General features: G+C 56.6%; 11 protein-coding genes. 5 read left to right on the top strand and 6 right to left on the bottom strand.

The window, feature by feature from the left end:
- Positions 1 to 9 precede the first annotated feature (9 nt).
- The 4 genes from V6944_RS00450 to pabB all read right to left on the bottom strand — a co-directional run bounded on the left by V6944_RS00450 (position 10) and on the right by pabB (position 5148).
- On the bottom strand, positions 10 to 1557 hold the full coding sequence (locus tag V6944_RS00450; protein ID WP_333497482.1) for an EAL domain-containing protein: 1548 nt from the start codon (positions 1555 to 1557) through the stop codon (positions 10 to 12).
- A gap of 124 nt (positions 1558 to 1681) precedes the next feature.
- Positions 1682 to 3046, bottom strand: a complete 1365-nt coding sequence (gene sdaA, locus V6944_RS00445) for an L-serine ammonia-lyase (protein ID WP_333497481.1) — start codon at positions 3044 to 3046, stop codon at positions 1682 to 1684.
- A gap of 165 nt (positions 3047 to 3211) precedes the next feature.
- Positions 3212 to 3790 (bottom strand): CoA pyrophosphatase, encoded by a 579-nt coding sequence (locus V6944_RS00440; RefSeq protein WP_333497480.1) that lies wholly within the window; start codon positions 3788 to 3790, stop codon positions 3212 to 3214.
- A gap of 2 nt (positions 3791 to 3792) precedes the next feature.
- Positions 3793 to 5148 (bottom strand): aminodeoxychorismate synthase component 1, encoded by a 1356-nt coding sequence (gene pabB, locus V6944_RS00435; RefSeq protein ID WP_333497479.1) that lies wholly within the window; start codon positions 5146 to 5148, stop codon positions 3793 to 3795.
- Between the two features lie 90 nt (positions 5149 to 5238).
- Between pabB and V6944_RS00430 the strand changes: the two genes are divergently transcribed.
- Positions 5239 to 5424 carry a YoaH family protein gene (locus V6944_RS00430; RefSeq protein ID WP_035891624.1) on the top strand — a complete coding sequence of 62 codons (186 nt, stop codon included), beginning with the start codon at positions 5239 to 5241 and terminating at the stop codon, positions 5422 to 5424.
- A gap of 4 nt (positions 5425 to 5428) precedes the next feature.
- The gene (locus V6944_RS00425) at positions 5429 to 6157 is read left to right on the top strand and encodes a phosphodiester glycosidase family protein (protein ID WP_333497478.1); all 729 of its coding nucleotides are present in this window, start codon (positions 5429 to 5431) and stop codon (positions 6155 to 6157) included.
- A gap of 58 nt (positions 6158 to 6215) precedes the next feature.
- Here V6944_RS00425 and V6944_RS00420 read toward each other — a convergent pair whose 3' ends face one another.
- Together V6944_RS00420 and V6944_RS00415 are read right to left on the bottom strand one after the other, a co-directional pair.
- A complete protein-coding gene (locus V6944_RS00420; protein ID WP_333497477.1) occupies positions 6216 to 8219 on the bottom strand; it encodes a heparinase II/III domain-containing protein in 2004 nt (667 codons plus the stop codon).
- Positions 8216 to 9457: an alginate lyase family protein gene (locus V6944_RS00415; RefSeq protein ID WP_333497476.1), complete on the bottom strand. Its 1242-nt coding sequence runs from the start codon at positions 9455 to 9457 to the stop codon at positions 8216 to 8218. The genes V6944_RS00420 and V6944_RS00415 overlap by 4 nt, the downstream gene beginning before the upstream one ends.
- A 528-nt stretch (positions 9458 to 9985) precedes the next feature.
- Here V6944_RS00415 and V6944_RS00410 point away from each other — a divergent pair.
- The 3 genes from V6944_RS00410 to V6944_RS00400 are packed head-to-tail and all read left to right on the top strand — an operon-like array spanning position 9986 to position 13079.
- Entirely contained in the window at positions 9986 to 11275 is a 1290-nt protein-coding gene (locus tag V6944_RS00410) for an ABC transporter substrate-binding protein (protein WP_333497475.1), read from the top strand.
- 13 nt (positions 11276 to 11288) lie between these two features.
- Positions 11289 to 12230 carry a carbohydrate ABC transporter permease gene (locus V6944_RS00405; RefSeq protein ID WP_333497474.1) on the top strand — a complete coding sequence of 314 codons (942 nt, stop codon included), beginning with the start codon at positions 11289 to 11291 and terminating at the stop codon, positions 12228 to 12230.
- Positions 12231 to 12239: 9 nt separating this feature from the next.
- Complete coding sequence (locus V6944_RS00400) at positions 12240 to 13079, top strand: carbohydrate ABC transporter permease (RefSeq protein ID WP_185667670.1); 840 nt, start codon at positions 12240 to 12242, stop codon at positions 13077 to 13079.
- Positions 13080 to 13084: the final 5 nt, after the last annotated feature.

Below are 13084 nucleotides of genomic sequence, written 5' to 3'. Positions count from 1 at the left end.
TCTGCGAATTCAATTTTTATGCTTCTTCAGCCACTGCGGAAACTCCTCCAGCGGCATCGGCTGCGCATAAAGATACCCCTGCAACAAATGTACCCCGTGCTGCTGCAAATAGAGCGCCTCTTCCTGCGTCTCCACCCCTTCCGCGACCAGTTCAACGTTCAGCCGCTGCCCCAGCGCAATAATAATATCCGTTACCGTGGAGTTCACGGCGTCGGTTCCGATCGCGCCGGTAAAGGCCTTGTCGATTTTCAGCACGTCCGGGTGCAGCATTTCAAGCCAGGAGAGCGAGCTATTGCCGGTACCAAAATCATCTATCGCCAGCTTAATTTGATGGTTGCCAAGCTCGCTGCGCAGCTGATAGTTCACATCGTTCAGCGCGTCGCGCTCGGTCAGTTCGATCGTAAGCTGCTGTAGCGGCTTGCGGCTGAACCAGAGCTGCTTTAAATCTTTCAGCAACTGACCGTTCTTAAAGTGCGGGGCGGCCACGTTGATGCCTATCTGGAAATCGCGCGCCTGAGGGAACAGATGCAGCCGCTGCGCCGTTTCGCCGATGACGTAACGTGTCAGCGGAATAATCAGGTTCTGCGTCTCAGCAATGGGAATAAACACATCCGGCGCCACCCAGCCCACGCGCGGGTTATTCCAGCGTAGCAGGATCTCTGCACCGACGCAGCGCTGAGTCCGCGCGTCCATTTGCGGCTGGCAGTACAGGGCAAACTCCTTACCGGCGATGCCCATATTAATTTCCCGCGAAAAGCTCAGTCGCCCGGCGGTGGCAAGCCAGGCAATCCACGTAAACAGAATGCTCATGATGGCCGCCAGCGGCAGGTCGGTGACCAGATTATTCAGGGCGAGGCGATCGGGGCCGGGGCTGAGCGCGGCAATGCTAAATGGGAAGTCCGTTGACGAGCGGGTGAATACGCGGTTGCCGTCATCATCCATCTCCCCGGTGATGCCGATATTGTGCTGATAGTGGCGTTCGCCAACGTTAAGACTGATGTGGGTGATGAGCGGTGGTGAGGGCTCGAGAATAATATTGCTGAGTAAATCGATATTGATGGAGACCATCACGCCGTCTTTACCGTCCTTCGATGCGGGAAACCACTGAACCAGAATCGGCGTACCGACCAGCAGCGAATGATCGGTGCCCAGCAGCAGTAGCGGCGCGGTATTGGGCAACTGTGGTTGCAGGGCATTGACCGCAATACCGCGTGAGCCGAGCGCGCTGGAGCAGTAAAGCTGGCCCTCTTTCACCAGCGCAATAGAGCGCACGGTTTGCAGCATCACCGCCAGCTTGCGCAACGGCAAATGAATGGCCTCGCAGGGCTGACCGACCAGGGCAAGCATGGCCTCACGCTGGGTTTTGAGCGGCTGAAGAATTCTATCGAGGCGATCGACCGAGTGGGCGGTGAGGGTATTTATCTGTTTCTGATTTATGCTGCGCTGCGAAATAAATCGTACCCCTAATGTCAGCGCAAAGGCACACACCGCGACGATCGCACAGACGGCGATTCGCTTGCGTAGATATTTTCTGATAATCCATTGTGCTGATTGCATTTCCGCTGCTCGGCGCGCATTGAGTGGTTATGAAAATAGCAGTGACGACAGAGCAAGTGAAGTGGGGCGCGAAAATAGTAGGGATAAATCGCCCACCCAAATTAGGGGTGGGCGAAAAGGCGTATTAGTCGCACTGAACCTTAATGGCCAGACCGCCGCGCGAGGTTTCGCGATATTTGGCGTTCATGTCTTTACCGGTTTCGTACATGGTCTCAATGACCTTATCGAGGGAGACGCGCGGCTCGCTGGTACGACGCATCGCCATACGCGCGGCGTTAATCGCCTTCACGGAGGCAATCGCGTTACGCTCGATGCACGGTACCTGAACCTGACCGGCAACCGGGTCACAGGTCAGACCGAGGTTATGCTCCATACCTATTTCCGCCGCGACGCATACCTGTTCCGGGCTGGCACCCAGCAGTTCAGCCAGACCAGCTGCTGCCATTGAACAGGCTACGCCCACTTCGCCCTGGCAGCCCACTTCGGCACCGGAGATAGAGGCGTTCATCTTGTACAGTGCGCCAATGGCACCGGAGGCCAGGAAGTAGCGAATGTAGATATCCGGGCTGACGGACTCGATAAAGTGATCGTAATAGGCCAGCACCGCTGGAACGATACCGCAGGCACCGTTCGTTGGCGCTGTCACCACGCGGCCACCGGCGGCGTTCTCTTCGTTTACCGCCAACGCAAACATGTTGACCCAGTCGATCACGTTCATCGGGTCGCTGGAGAGCTTGTCGCTGGAAACCAGCATACGACGCAGGGCGGAAGCACGACGCGGTACACGTAGCGGCCCTGGCAGCACACCTTCGGTATTCATGCCGCGGTCAATACAGGCGCGCATGGTCTGCCAGACGTTCTCGAAGTACTCTTCAATCTCTTTCTTGCTGTGCAGCGCCAGTTCGTTCTGCATCACCATGCCTGAAAGCGACAGGCCAGTCTCTTTGCAGTAGTTGAGCATTTCGGTAGCTGAAGCGAACGGGTAAGGGACCTGTACTTCGCCGCTGTCCGCTTTGCCAAAATGCTCTTCATCGACGATAAAGCCGCCGCCGATAGAGTAGTAGGTTTTGCTGTAGAGTTGCGTCTCGCCCGACCAGGCGGTTATCTGCATGCCGTTTTCGTGCAGCGGCAGATTACCGTTGTGGAAACGCATGCCGCTATCGGCCGGGAAATCAACTTCGACGCGGCCAAGCGCCAGCAGCAGGCGGCCACGCGCTTCTACGTCACGAATAAATGCCGGGATGGCATCAATATCGACGGTATCCGGCTGGTTGCCCGCCAGACCCATAATAATCGCGATATCGGTATGGTGGCCCTTACCGGTGAGGGACAGTGAACCGTAGACGTCAACGGCAACGCGCGTCACGTCATCAATCAGTCCCTTTTCGACCAGGTCATCGACGAACTGTTTGCCAGCCTTCATCGGCCCTACAGTATGGGAAGATGAGGGACCAATCCCCACCTTAAACATGTCGAATATACTAATCACTTTAACACTCCTGACAGGGTTGCCACGTTGTTGCGGCAACGATGTAATAACTGCGCATAGTGTATGAGGGAACCTGAACTCCAGCTTAACTATTCACATGAATTTAATTAATGCGTAGCGTTGATTTTACTAATGCTGAAAAGCCGGTTATCAGGGTAAGTATAGTCAGGGTTTAAGGCCCACCTGTAGCGCTAGCTCACGAATAATACCGGCGGTCATGCCCCAGACAAAATAGTGCTGATACCAGGAGAGCCAGACGCGATGTGCGTTGCCGCAGCGATGAATATCAAGCGGGTGATAGCGCCCCAGACGCAGCGCTTCGGCAAGCGGCATTTCAAACACCGATGCCACTTCATCTTCACTGGCGTGATAGTGCAGATCCGGCGGGATAACCCCGAGCACCGGCGTGACCTGAAAACCGGTCACGCTGTCGACGGGCGGCAGCACGCCGATAATATCCACGCACTCCGGGGGAATGGCGACCTCTTCCTGCGCCTCGCGCAGCGCCGCCGCAATCAGCGATGCGTCACTGCTGTCTACCGCCCCGCCGGGAAAGGCGACCTGACCGGGATGTTTGCGCAAGCGAGCGGAACGCTGCGTCAGCAGTAGCCCTGGCTCAGGGCGTCGCACGATGGGAATCAATACCGCGGCCTGTCGAGCGTTTAACGCCGTACGCGTCGTCTGCGGACGAAGCAGCTGAAAGCGGGAGAGAAAATCATCCAGGTTCAGCGCGGGCTCTTGCATGGTCAGGACTCCAGTTGTTGTAGGATTCTATTCACTTTATCAAATGTTTCCTGATATTCCGCATCTTCGTCGCTGTCGGCCACCAGGCCTCCGCCCGCCGAGCAGTAAAGCGTCCCGTTTGTCGCCGTGACCGTCCGAATGGTAATGCTGGTGTCCATATTGCCGCAGGCGCTGAGATAGCCAATGCTGCCGCACCACGCGTTGCGGCGATGAGGTTCCAGCTCGTCGATAATCTCCATCGCCCGCACCTTCGGCGCGCCGGTAATCGAGCCACCAGGAAACGCCGCGCGCAGCAGATCGGTCGCGTGCAGCGTCGGCGGCAGTTGTGCGGTGATGGTGCTGACCAGATGGTGCACCGCCGGGAACGGCTCCACGACAAACAGCTCCGGCACCCGTACGCTGCCCGGCACCGCCACGCGGCCAATGTCGTTGCGCATCAGGTCGACAATCATAAGGTTTTCTGCACGATCCTTCGGTGAGTTCGCCAACCGCTGAGCCTGTTCCGCGTCCGCCTGCGGGGAATCCAGACGTGGCAGGGTGCCTTTAATCGGGCGGGTCTGAATCTGCCCCTGCTCGAGCTGGATAAAACGCTCCGGCGAGAGGCTCAGAATGGCGCTCTCTTCAAATCGTAAAAACGCGCTGAACGGGGCGCGGTTGGTGCGGTTCAGCCGCACAAACGCCGCCCATTCATCACCCTCATAGCGCGCCTGAAAGCGCTGGGCGAGGTTGACCTGGTAGCAGTCGCCGCTTTGCAGGTAGGCCTGTACCTGGCGGAACTTCTCGCCGTACTGCGCGCGGTTCATATTGGATTGCCAGCCAGAGGTCAGGGCGAACGGTGCCGTCGCCGGGCGGGTTTGTTCCTGCAGCCAGCGCAGGCGGGCGTGGATATCACCGTGGCACAGCAGGGTAACGACCTGACGCTGATGGTCAACGATCAACGCCCAGTCATAAACGCCCACCGCCATGTCCGGGACGCTGATATCTTGCTGCGCCTGCTCGGGCAATCTCTCAAAGCGGCGGCCTAAATCATAGCCAAACAGCCCAACGGCGCCGCCGGTAAAGGGCAAATCGGCCAGCGGCTTGTCGCTGGTGTTCAGCCGATCCATCGCCTGCTGTAACAGCGTTAAGGGATCGTCCAGGGAGACTTCGGCGGTACCGTTATGACTCACGGTAGTGACGTCGCCGCGCGTCACCAGCGTCTGGCGAGGGTCGGCGACCACGATGTCGTAGCGGCTGTGCGGATGGTCCGCGTAGCCGGAGTGCAGCATCATCGCCCAGGGCGAGGTGTTTAACGGGGCAAAGTAGTGTTCTGCGGCATCCTGTCGCCAGGGAAGCATCATCGTTGAAGGGGGTAACATTGTTTCTCTGTCCAGCCTTGTTGCACTGCCTCTGGCGAATGTTCGGGCAGCATGAAATAATAAGCGCCCACAATGTAGCAGGAGTCAATGATGTTTGCAGGATTACCTTCACTAAGCCATGAACAGCAACAGAAAGCCGTCGAGCGTATTCAGGAACTGATGTCGCAGGGGATGGCAAGCGGTCAGGCGATCGCGCTGGTGGCCGAAGAGCTGCGTGCTACCCACACCGGCGAACGTATTGTCGCTCGCTTTGAGGATGAAGACGAAGACGAGTAACGTCATGTTCATCCGTTCAATACCGCTGCTGCTGACGCTGATGGCAGCGCCCTTAACGGCAGCAGCGGAAAGCGTATGTCGGCTCACCGACCCCAGCCTGACGCTGCAAAGCTATACCGCCGATCCCCAACATCAACGCATCGCCATGTACTGGCAAAAAGCCAACGGTAAAGCGTACGGTTCGCTGCGCGCGCTGCTGTCCGAGATCAACGGCGACGGGCGCGTGCGCATGGCGATGAACGGTGGCATCTACGACAAAGCCTACGCTCCCCTTGGGCTGTACATTGAAAACGGCCAGCAAAGGGTCGCGGTGAACCGTGCCTCCGGCGGCGGGAACTTCTTTATCAAACCCGGCGGCGTTTTTTACCTTCGCGGCGATCGCGCGGGGATAGTTAGCCTCGATAAGCTGAAATCGATCAAAGGCATGGATTATGCGGTGCAGTCCGGCCCGATGCTGATTGAAAACGGGGTGATTAACTGGCGGCTGAAGCCGTCGGCAAGTTCGCGCAAGCTGCGCAACGGCGTAGGGATCACCGCGCAGGGCAAGGTAGTGTTTATGCTGAGCGAGCGGGAGACCAACTTCTATGATTTCGCCTGTTATGCGAAATCGCGCCTCAACGTGCGGCAGATGCTCTATCTCGACGGCACCATTTCGAAGATGTACCAGCAGGGGAGCAGTGTCCCCTGGCAGTACCATCCTTTCGTTACCATGATAACCGTGGAAAAACGCTGAGCTCTGGGGGCTTGGTGGGCCGGATGGCGCTTCGCTTATCCGGCCTATATGACAAATATCAGGCTTGCCCCACGAACTCAGGCCGTAGCGCAGGATCGTCATACAACGTGACGTGCGCCACTCGCTCTCCACGCCAGAAGGTTAGCTGCGTGCCAATAGCGGTGTGATGCACGCTCACCTCCGTCAGCGGTGACTGCTTCGCCAAATCCCACAGACAGACAAAACGCGCCTGCGGCAGATGGTTGCGCAACACCAGATAGCTCAAATCGCTGATGGCCGGGTTATCGGCCGCCAGCCCCTGCCAGAGTTCACCGTCACCCGACAGCCACAGGGCAAAGGTGTCGCCCTGATGGGAGAAATGGCGCGGCTGACAGCCGTGCAGCGGCGTGACGGTCGCGTTGCGCATGTCGCGCAGCGGGCCGCTGAGTGAGAAGGGCTGCGGCTCGCCGCTCTGGTCCAGCGCATCGGCCGCCAGATGCAACGTCCAGTCAAGCTGCTGGCGGTGCGGGTTTTCCACCGTCGACAGGTCGATCAGCACGTCATCCAACCACAGCAGACGGCGGCGAAAACGCACGCCGCGCCAGGCTTCGACATCCCACTCCACGCGGGTGTGGCTATTCAACTGCGGCGGTGGTTTCCCCCAATCGGTTTCGGTATCCAGCCACAGGTACTCTTCGCCCATATGCCAGCCGAGCACGTCAGAGTTGGCGGGAGGCTGATTGGTCTGGTTAACCGTCAGCGTATTGTGGGTGGCGCTGTTTTTGTAATAGTCGTAGTGCATTTTGGCACCGTAACCGGTGGTGCCGAGGTCCGGCAGTAGCCAGCCATTGCCCTGCCATAGCATCAGGCTCTGGCGGTCATAATGGTCGTGCTCGCCGCCCCACGGGCTGTGTTTAATCAACACCGCCTGCTGCTGTTGTGGGCGTCGCCACAGGGTGATCCCCGCTCCGGGTGCGTACAGCGACTGCTGCGGAATCAGGTTCAGATGCGTTTCCGGCAGCGGCTGATGGCGCCAGAGCAGCGTTTCACGCTCGTCAGGCTCACCGGCGGTAAACTGCAGCACTGCAGCGTAGCGCGGGTCGCGCCAGATAAACCAGGCAAATTCGTACAGATCCCGGTGATGCAACTTCTCCTGCCCGGCGAGACAGTCGTTGAGCCGGGGGAAGGTGCCATCTGGCAGCAGCAGCTCAAGCGGGAAACGCAGCATCTGCGGGTACCACGGGCCGTCAATCAGACTCCAGCGGGTGCCGTGCGCCAGCTTCTCGAAGGCAAAGAATCCCTGTAACGCGTAGTAGTGATAGTGGATGGAACCCTCAAACCACATCCCCTCCGCCAGCAGACCATGTTCAAGCTGCCAGCGCAGCCCGTAAGGCGCGTTTACCGCAAACTCCAGTAGGCTGTCGTCCTCCAGTACAAAACCGAGCACCCCCAGCGCGGCGCCGATTTTGACCTCGTGGTTATGGATCTGCGGGCTGCGGTGTTCGCATAAAAAAGTCGCCGCACAGCGCAGCAGGTTGTCGCTGATATGCTGACGCTCGTCCACCGTCAGGCTCTCGGCAATAAAGTCATAGCCTAGCGCCATATCCAGAATGCAGTTGGCTTCGCACAGGGTCTGGGCGTTCATCTTGCCGGGACCATTGTGCGGAATATCGCCGTGCACCGCGTAGTCAGGGTAGACATCCGCATAGCCCATCAGCAGCGTACGCACTTTATCGCGGTACACCGCGTTGCCGGTCAGTCGCCAGAGCAAGCCCAACTGCTGGCAGGCGCTGGCGTTACGGCCGTTCATTTCTCGCCACCAGGCGCCGTCCCACGGTTCACCGCTGAATACCTCACCGTCCACCGGGCAAGCGTGGTGGTGAGGTGAATCTGGCAGCCAGGTCAGCCGCACCCCGTGGTGCGGGCAGAAATAGTAGAGATTCCAGCTGGCGATCCCGGTTTGCGGGATGCACACAGCGGCGTCAAGCATCGGTTGTGCATCCTTCACGAGCTGTTGAATCAGGCCCTGTTCGCCGACAGCACGCGCGGCGATCTCCGGCCATAGCCCAGAAAATTGTCTCATTTTTGGTTTTCCCTGACCTCTGAAGACGCGGTAAGCGGTGCAATGAGCGTGGTGATATCGTCGGGATATTTTGCCCGCAGCCAGCGCGCTTTCTCGCGGAACAGTGCGTCGTCAGGCCAGGCATGGGCAGCAGTGGCAATGTTGCGCAGCGCCTTCTTGTCATCTTTTTTGTCGAGGTCTTTCCACGGCCACGGCGTGTCGCTGTCGACAAATCCGGCGATGTACTGATAGCCCTTGCGCAGACTGTGATCGTCGAGGGTAAAGTTCCAGATATCGACCCCGGCTTTTTCACCCAGACGACCCAGGCGGCTGTAAGCGTCGAGGTTAAAGTTGCTGTAGTGCCACGGGCGAGTGCGCTCCAGTTCGGCCATCTGGCGGCCTTCAACGTCAAACTGCCCGGCAATACGGCGCAGTTGGGTGACATACAGGCGCTTTTTAGCCTCTTCCGGCTTGCCGCTGAACAGCGCAAAGGTCGCCGCCTGCATATCAAAGTAGGTGCCGTGGTTGTTGTGCCAGTTCTCTTCTTCAAAACCATTCTGGCTGGTGGTCATCCAGTGATAGAAATCGCCAAACCACTTTTTCAGCTCGGTCACATCTGCATCACTTAACTTACCGGATGCTTGCAGCAGGGCAATGGCATCCACCACGTCAACCAGCGCCCGGCTGTCGATAATGCCGATGCCGCGGCCGGTGTTGATCCCCGGGATAGCCTGAGCATGCTGCAGATTTGGCGTCATGCGGGTTTCCGGGGCCAGGAACCAGCTTTTGAGTTGTTCGACCGCTTTCTGTGCGTAGCGGTCGTCATGCGAGAAGTACCATGCCAGCGCCAGCGTGGAGACATCGTTGCTCATCTTCACCAGACGATTTTTATCGGTGGCATCGCTGTTGGCGTCCGGGTTGGTTTGACCATCTTTGCGGATGTACGGCAGGCCGTCTTTGGTCTCCGGGTTCGGCCACCAATAAGGCGGGAAGCTGTAGTAGTCGTGCTTATTACCGCTGGCGGCAACCAGCGTTTTATCCATCACCGAATAGAGCGGGTGTTTCAGCGCAGCATCCGCTTTTTTCAGCAGTGCGCTTTCCGCCTGTAAGAACAGCGGGTCTTTGGCTGCAATCTGTTCACGGCTGAACGCCAGATCGTTGCCATCAAGCGTATAAGGCTCTGCCGCATACAGTGAAGCGCTGAACCCAGAGCAGAGTAGCGCAATGCCTAATATTCCACGGCGATGTATTGAACTCATAGTGATAACCCTTCTGCAAATAGAGAAAAGATAACAAGAGAATTTTGCCTTTAGCGTATTTTAACAACACTAAAAGCAGGCGATTTAATTAAAAGATAACGCATTAATAAATAGGTTGGCGTGCAGTGTAAAAGACAAAGTGATTTTTTTTGTGATGTTCATCATGGTTATCGAGTTGAATAAAAAATGACGCATTTATTGTAGTGAAGTTCACGTTTTTAGCTGTTTTTCTTATTTTGTTGAGTTTATCAAAAAAATAAACAAAATGTTAATGCATTGAATTTAAATGATAAAATATTTATGTCACTTTTTTCGTCACTTTTATGTGTGATCTCGTTCAACTTTTCCGTTTCTGAAATACGATTTCTTTTTTGTGTGGTTGTATTGGAAAATATATTTCTATTTAATGTTCGGAAATAATTTTTTACGCATGTTGTATTCACCGCAAAATGTTAATCCAGATCACGGAAATGCATTTTGTGAGAATTTAATTATCTTTGTGCCCTACACAATAAAGGATATGCAATCATGTCTGCGAATAAATTACGCTCATTATTACTGCTTTCTGCTCTAGGACTGGGTATCGGGCAAAGCTACGCTGCCACCACCCTGAACGTCTGGATCCGTGCGAGCAACGACTCCAAAAATATCTACAAGCAAGAAGCCGAGAAGTTCGAAGAGAAGACCGGTATTAAGATTGAGTACTTCAATGCCACCACCGACTTCGAACAGCGGCTGGCGCGCGCCACGGCGGGTAATGCGTTACCGGATCTGATCTTCAACGATGCCGCTTCGCTCGGTCAGTTTATTCAGCTTGGCATTGCCGACGAAATTGACCCGAAAGCCATCAGCGGCGGCGACCAGCTATACCAGACCGCCTGGAACAGTACCCGCTACATCGACGGCAAATACTACGGTGTGCCTACCTCTGCGCAAACCTTCGCGCTGTTTGTGCGCAAAGACTGGCGCGAGAAGCTGGGCCTGCCGCAGCCAAAAAGCTGGGATGATATCCAGACGCTGGCCAAAGCCTTCACCACCCAGGACCCGGACGGCAACGGTAAAAACGACACCTACGGCTTTATCGTGCCTGCCTCTACCACCCGCGGCTACGCCAGCTGGTTTATGAGCAGCTTTATCTGGCAGGCGGGCGGTGATTTCGTTAAAGAGAACGGCGGCAAATTCAGCGCCTCGCTCGATACTCCAGAAGTGGCTCAGGCGATGACCTTTATGCGCACCATGATGTGCGAAAAAGTGACCCAGCCGGGGGCGATTAACGCCACCACCGCCGACGTTATCCCCTCGTTCCGTTCCGGTCAGAGCGGCATGTTCTTCAGCGGCCCTTACCACATCGCGCTGTTTGATAAAGATCCAGGCAAAGACAACTTCGAAGTCGTGCCGGTGGTGGGGCCGAAAGGGGAAGCCACCCTCGCCGAAGGGACCACCGTCTTTATGATGAAGAGCAGCAAGCAGAAAGAGGCCGCGCAGAAATTTATCGAATTTATGATCTCGGCGGAAGGCCAGGAGATCGGCATGGGTAAAGGCAGCCAGCATATTCCCGTGGTGCGTCTGCCGGTGAACAAAAATGTCGATGTCAAAGCCGTTTACCAGGATGCGCGTTGGGAAACCTTCGCCAGACTGTATAACGAGCAGGGCCGCTACGTGCCGCAAATTCCAAACTGGACGCCGGTGCGTCAGGTGGCAGCCGACGGCTTCAACCGTATTTTCGCCGACTGTAATAGCAATATCAGCGCTGAGCTGAAATCCATCGACGTGAAGGTCAACGCCGAGCTGGAAAAACAAAACGTGCTGGCTAAGTGAGAGGGAGTAAGTAATGACGCTGCATGAGACGAAGTCCGCGCCGCTAAAGCAAGCCGCTTCGCCTGACGCGACCGGCTGGCTGACGGCAAAACGCAAGCGGGCGCTGATTCCGTGGCTGTTCCTGGCACCCGCGCTGATTATTTTTAGCTGGTTTAAGTTCATCCCGATGATTCAGGGTCTGGTGATGAGCTTTTACAAGGTCAACTTTAATCAGCCGGACGAGTGGGTCGGGTTCGATAACTTTACCCGCGCCTTTGCTGACGTAGAGCTGCACGCGGCGGTGATAAATACGCTGCTGTACGTGGTGGTGACGATGTTTGCCGCCGCAATACTCGCGTTCTTCCTCGCCATGCTGCTGGAAGGCCCGGCGCGCCATCTGCGCTTTATTCGTACCGCTATCTTCTTACCGGCGGTAACCAGTGCGGCGATCGTCGCCGAGATGTGGCGCATTCTGTTCAACCCGACGCCAAACGGCGTGGTGAACCATATTCTCAGCTGGTTTGGCGTGGCGGATCAGGGGTTCCTTGCCAGCTCCGATCAGGCGCTGGGGGTCATCATGCTGCTGCATATCTGGAAAGCGGTGCCCTACAACATGGTGATTTTCATCGCCGGTCTGGCGGGCATCAGCCGTGACCTGTACGACGCCTCGAACGTCGACGGTGCGAACTGGTGGAACCGTCTGCGCTACGTGACGCTGCCTGGGATGATCCCGGCGCTGTCGGTGGTGCTGATGCTCTCCTTTATCCGTGGGTTCCGCGTGTTTGCCGAGGTGTATGCCACCACCGGCGGCGGGCCATCTAACGCCACGGAAATGGTCATGACGCATATCTATAAGCTGGGCTTTGAACAGTTTGACTATGGCTACGCCTCGGCGGTGTCGTTCCTGCTGTTCACCTTCACCGTTATCTTAACCATTTGTCATTTGACGCTGAAAAAACGTATCGCACGTTACTAAGGAGCCGTGATGTTGAGTAAACGTTGGGATACCGTTGGGCGCTGGTGCATCTACGCGCTGCTGCTGATTGTCTTCGTCGGGCCGTTCTGGGGCATTGTGGCTACCGCCTTTAGCGGCGCGCCGGTCAAGCCGGGCGAACTGCTGGCCTGGCCGAATCAGTTCTCGTTTGAAAACTTCATCTTCGCGTGGATGGATATCGGCGTCTGGCAGTATCTGCTGAACTCCATTCTGGTGGTGTTCTTCGGCACCATCCTGCAGGTGTCGGTCAGCGCGCTGGCGGCCTATGCCCTGGCCCGTAAGAAGTTTCGCGGCGTCGCGCTGGTCAGCCTGGTGATTTTATCCACCATGATGCTGCCGGAAGAGGTTATCGCCATTCCGCTGTACATGATAATCAACTGGCGGCTGCCGTTTATCGATGCGTCGCTGTACAACAGCTACCTCGGGATGATCCTGCCGGTAGTGGGCTGGGCCTTCTCCATCTTCGTGCTGACCGAGTTTATGTCGGCCATCCCGAAAGAGCTGGAAGAAGCGGCGCGTATCGATGGCGCGAACGAGTGGCAGATCTTCTTCCACGTCATTCTGCCACTGGTGAAACCGGCGCTGGGTACGGTAGTGACCTTCGGCTTCATTATGATTTGGGACCAGTACCTGCTGCCGCTGATTGTGGTGAATCAGGACAGCCTGAACACCATTCCGGTGATCCTCGGCACGCTGCGTACCGATGAGAGCATCACGCCGAACATTTTTATCGCCATTACGCTACTGGCGATGCTGCCAAGCATCATCGTCTATCTGGGTCTGCAAAAACATTTCAACCGCGGGATCATGTCCGGCGCGGTCAAAGGATAAGGGGT

This window comes from Kluyvera sp. CHPC 1.2972 (assembly GCF_036759925.1).
Lineage (GTDB): Bacteria > Pseudomonadota > Gammaproteobacteria > Enterobacterales > Enterobacteriaceae > Kluyvera.
Note: the sequence above shows the minus strand (reverse complement) of the source record. Positions and strands in the feature narration are given on the sequence as shown.

Bases quoted from the DNA above. Each gene is read 5' to 3' on its own strand.
- V6944_RS00400 (WP_185667670.1), top strand. From the start codon at position 12,240: ATGTTGAGTAAACGTTGGGATACCGTTGGGCGCTGGTGCATCTACGCG.
- V6944_RS00440 (WP_333497480.1), bottom strand. From the start codon at position 3,790: ATGCAAGAGCCCGCGCTGAACCTGGATGATTTTCTCTCCCGCTTTCAG.
- V6944_RS00420 (WP_333497477.1), bottom strand. From the start codon at position 8,219: ATGAGACAATTTTCTGGGCTATGGCCGGAGATCGCCGCGCGTGCTGTC.
- V6944_RS00405 (WP_333497474.1), top strand. From the start codon at position 11,289: ATGACGCTGCATGAGACGAAGTCCGCGCCGCTAAAGCAAGCCGCTTCG.
- V6944_RS00430 (WP_035891624.1), top strand. From the start codon at position 5,239: ATGTTTGCAGGATTACCTTCACTAAGCCATGAACAGCAACAGAAAGCC.
- V6944_RS00450 (WP_333497482.1), bottom strand. From the start codon at position 1,557: ATGCAATCAGCACAATGGATTATCAGAAAATATCTACGCAAGCGAATC.
- V6944_RS00425 (WP_333497478.1), top strand. From the start codon at position 5,429: ATGTTCATCCGTTCAATACCGCTGCTGCTGACGCTGATGGCAGCGCCC.
- V6944_RS00410 (WP_333497475.1), top strand. From the start codon at position 9,986: ATGTCTGCGAATAAATTACGCTCATTATTACTGCTTTCTGCTCTAGGA.
- V6944_RS00415 (WP_333497476.1), bottom strand. From the start codon at position 9,457: ATGAGTTCAATACATCGCCGTGGAATATTAGGCATTGCGCTACTCTGC.
- pabB (WP_333497479.1), bottom strand. From the start codon at position 5,148: ATGTTACCCCCTTCAACGATGATGCTTCCCTGGCGACAGGATGCCGCA.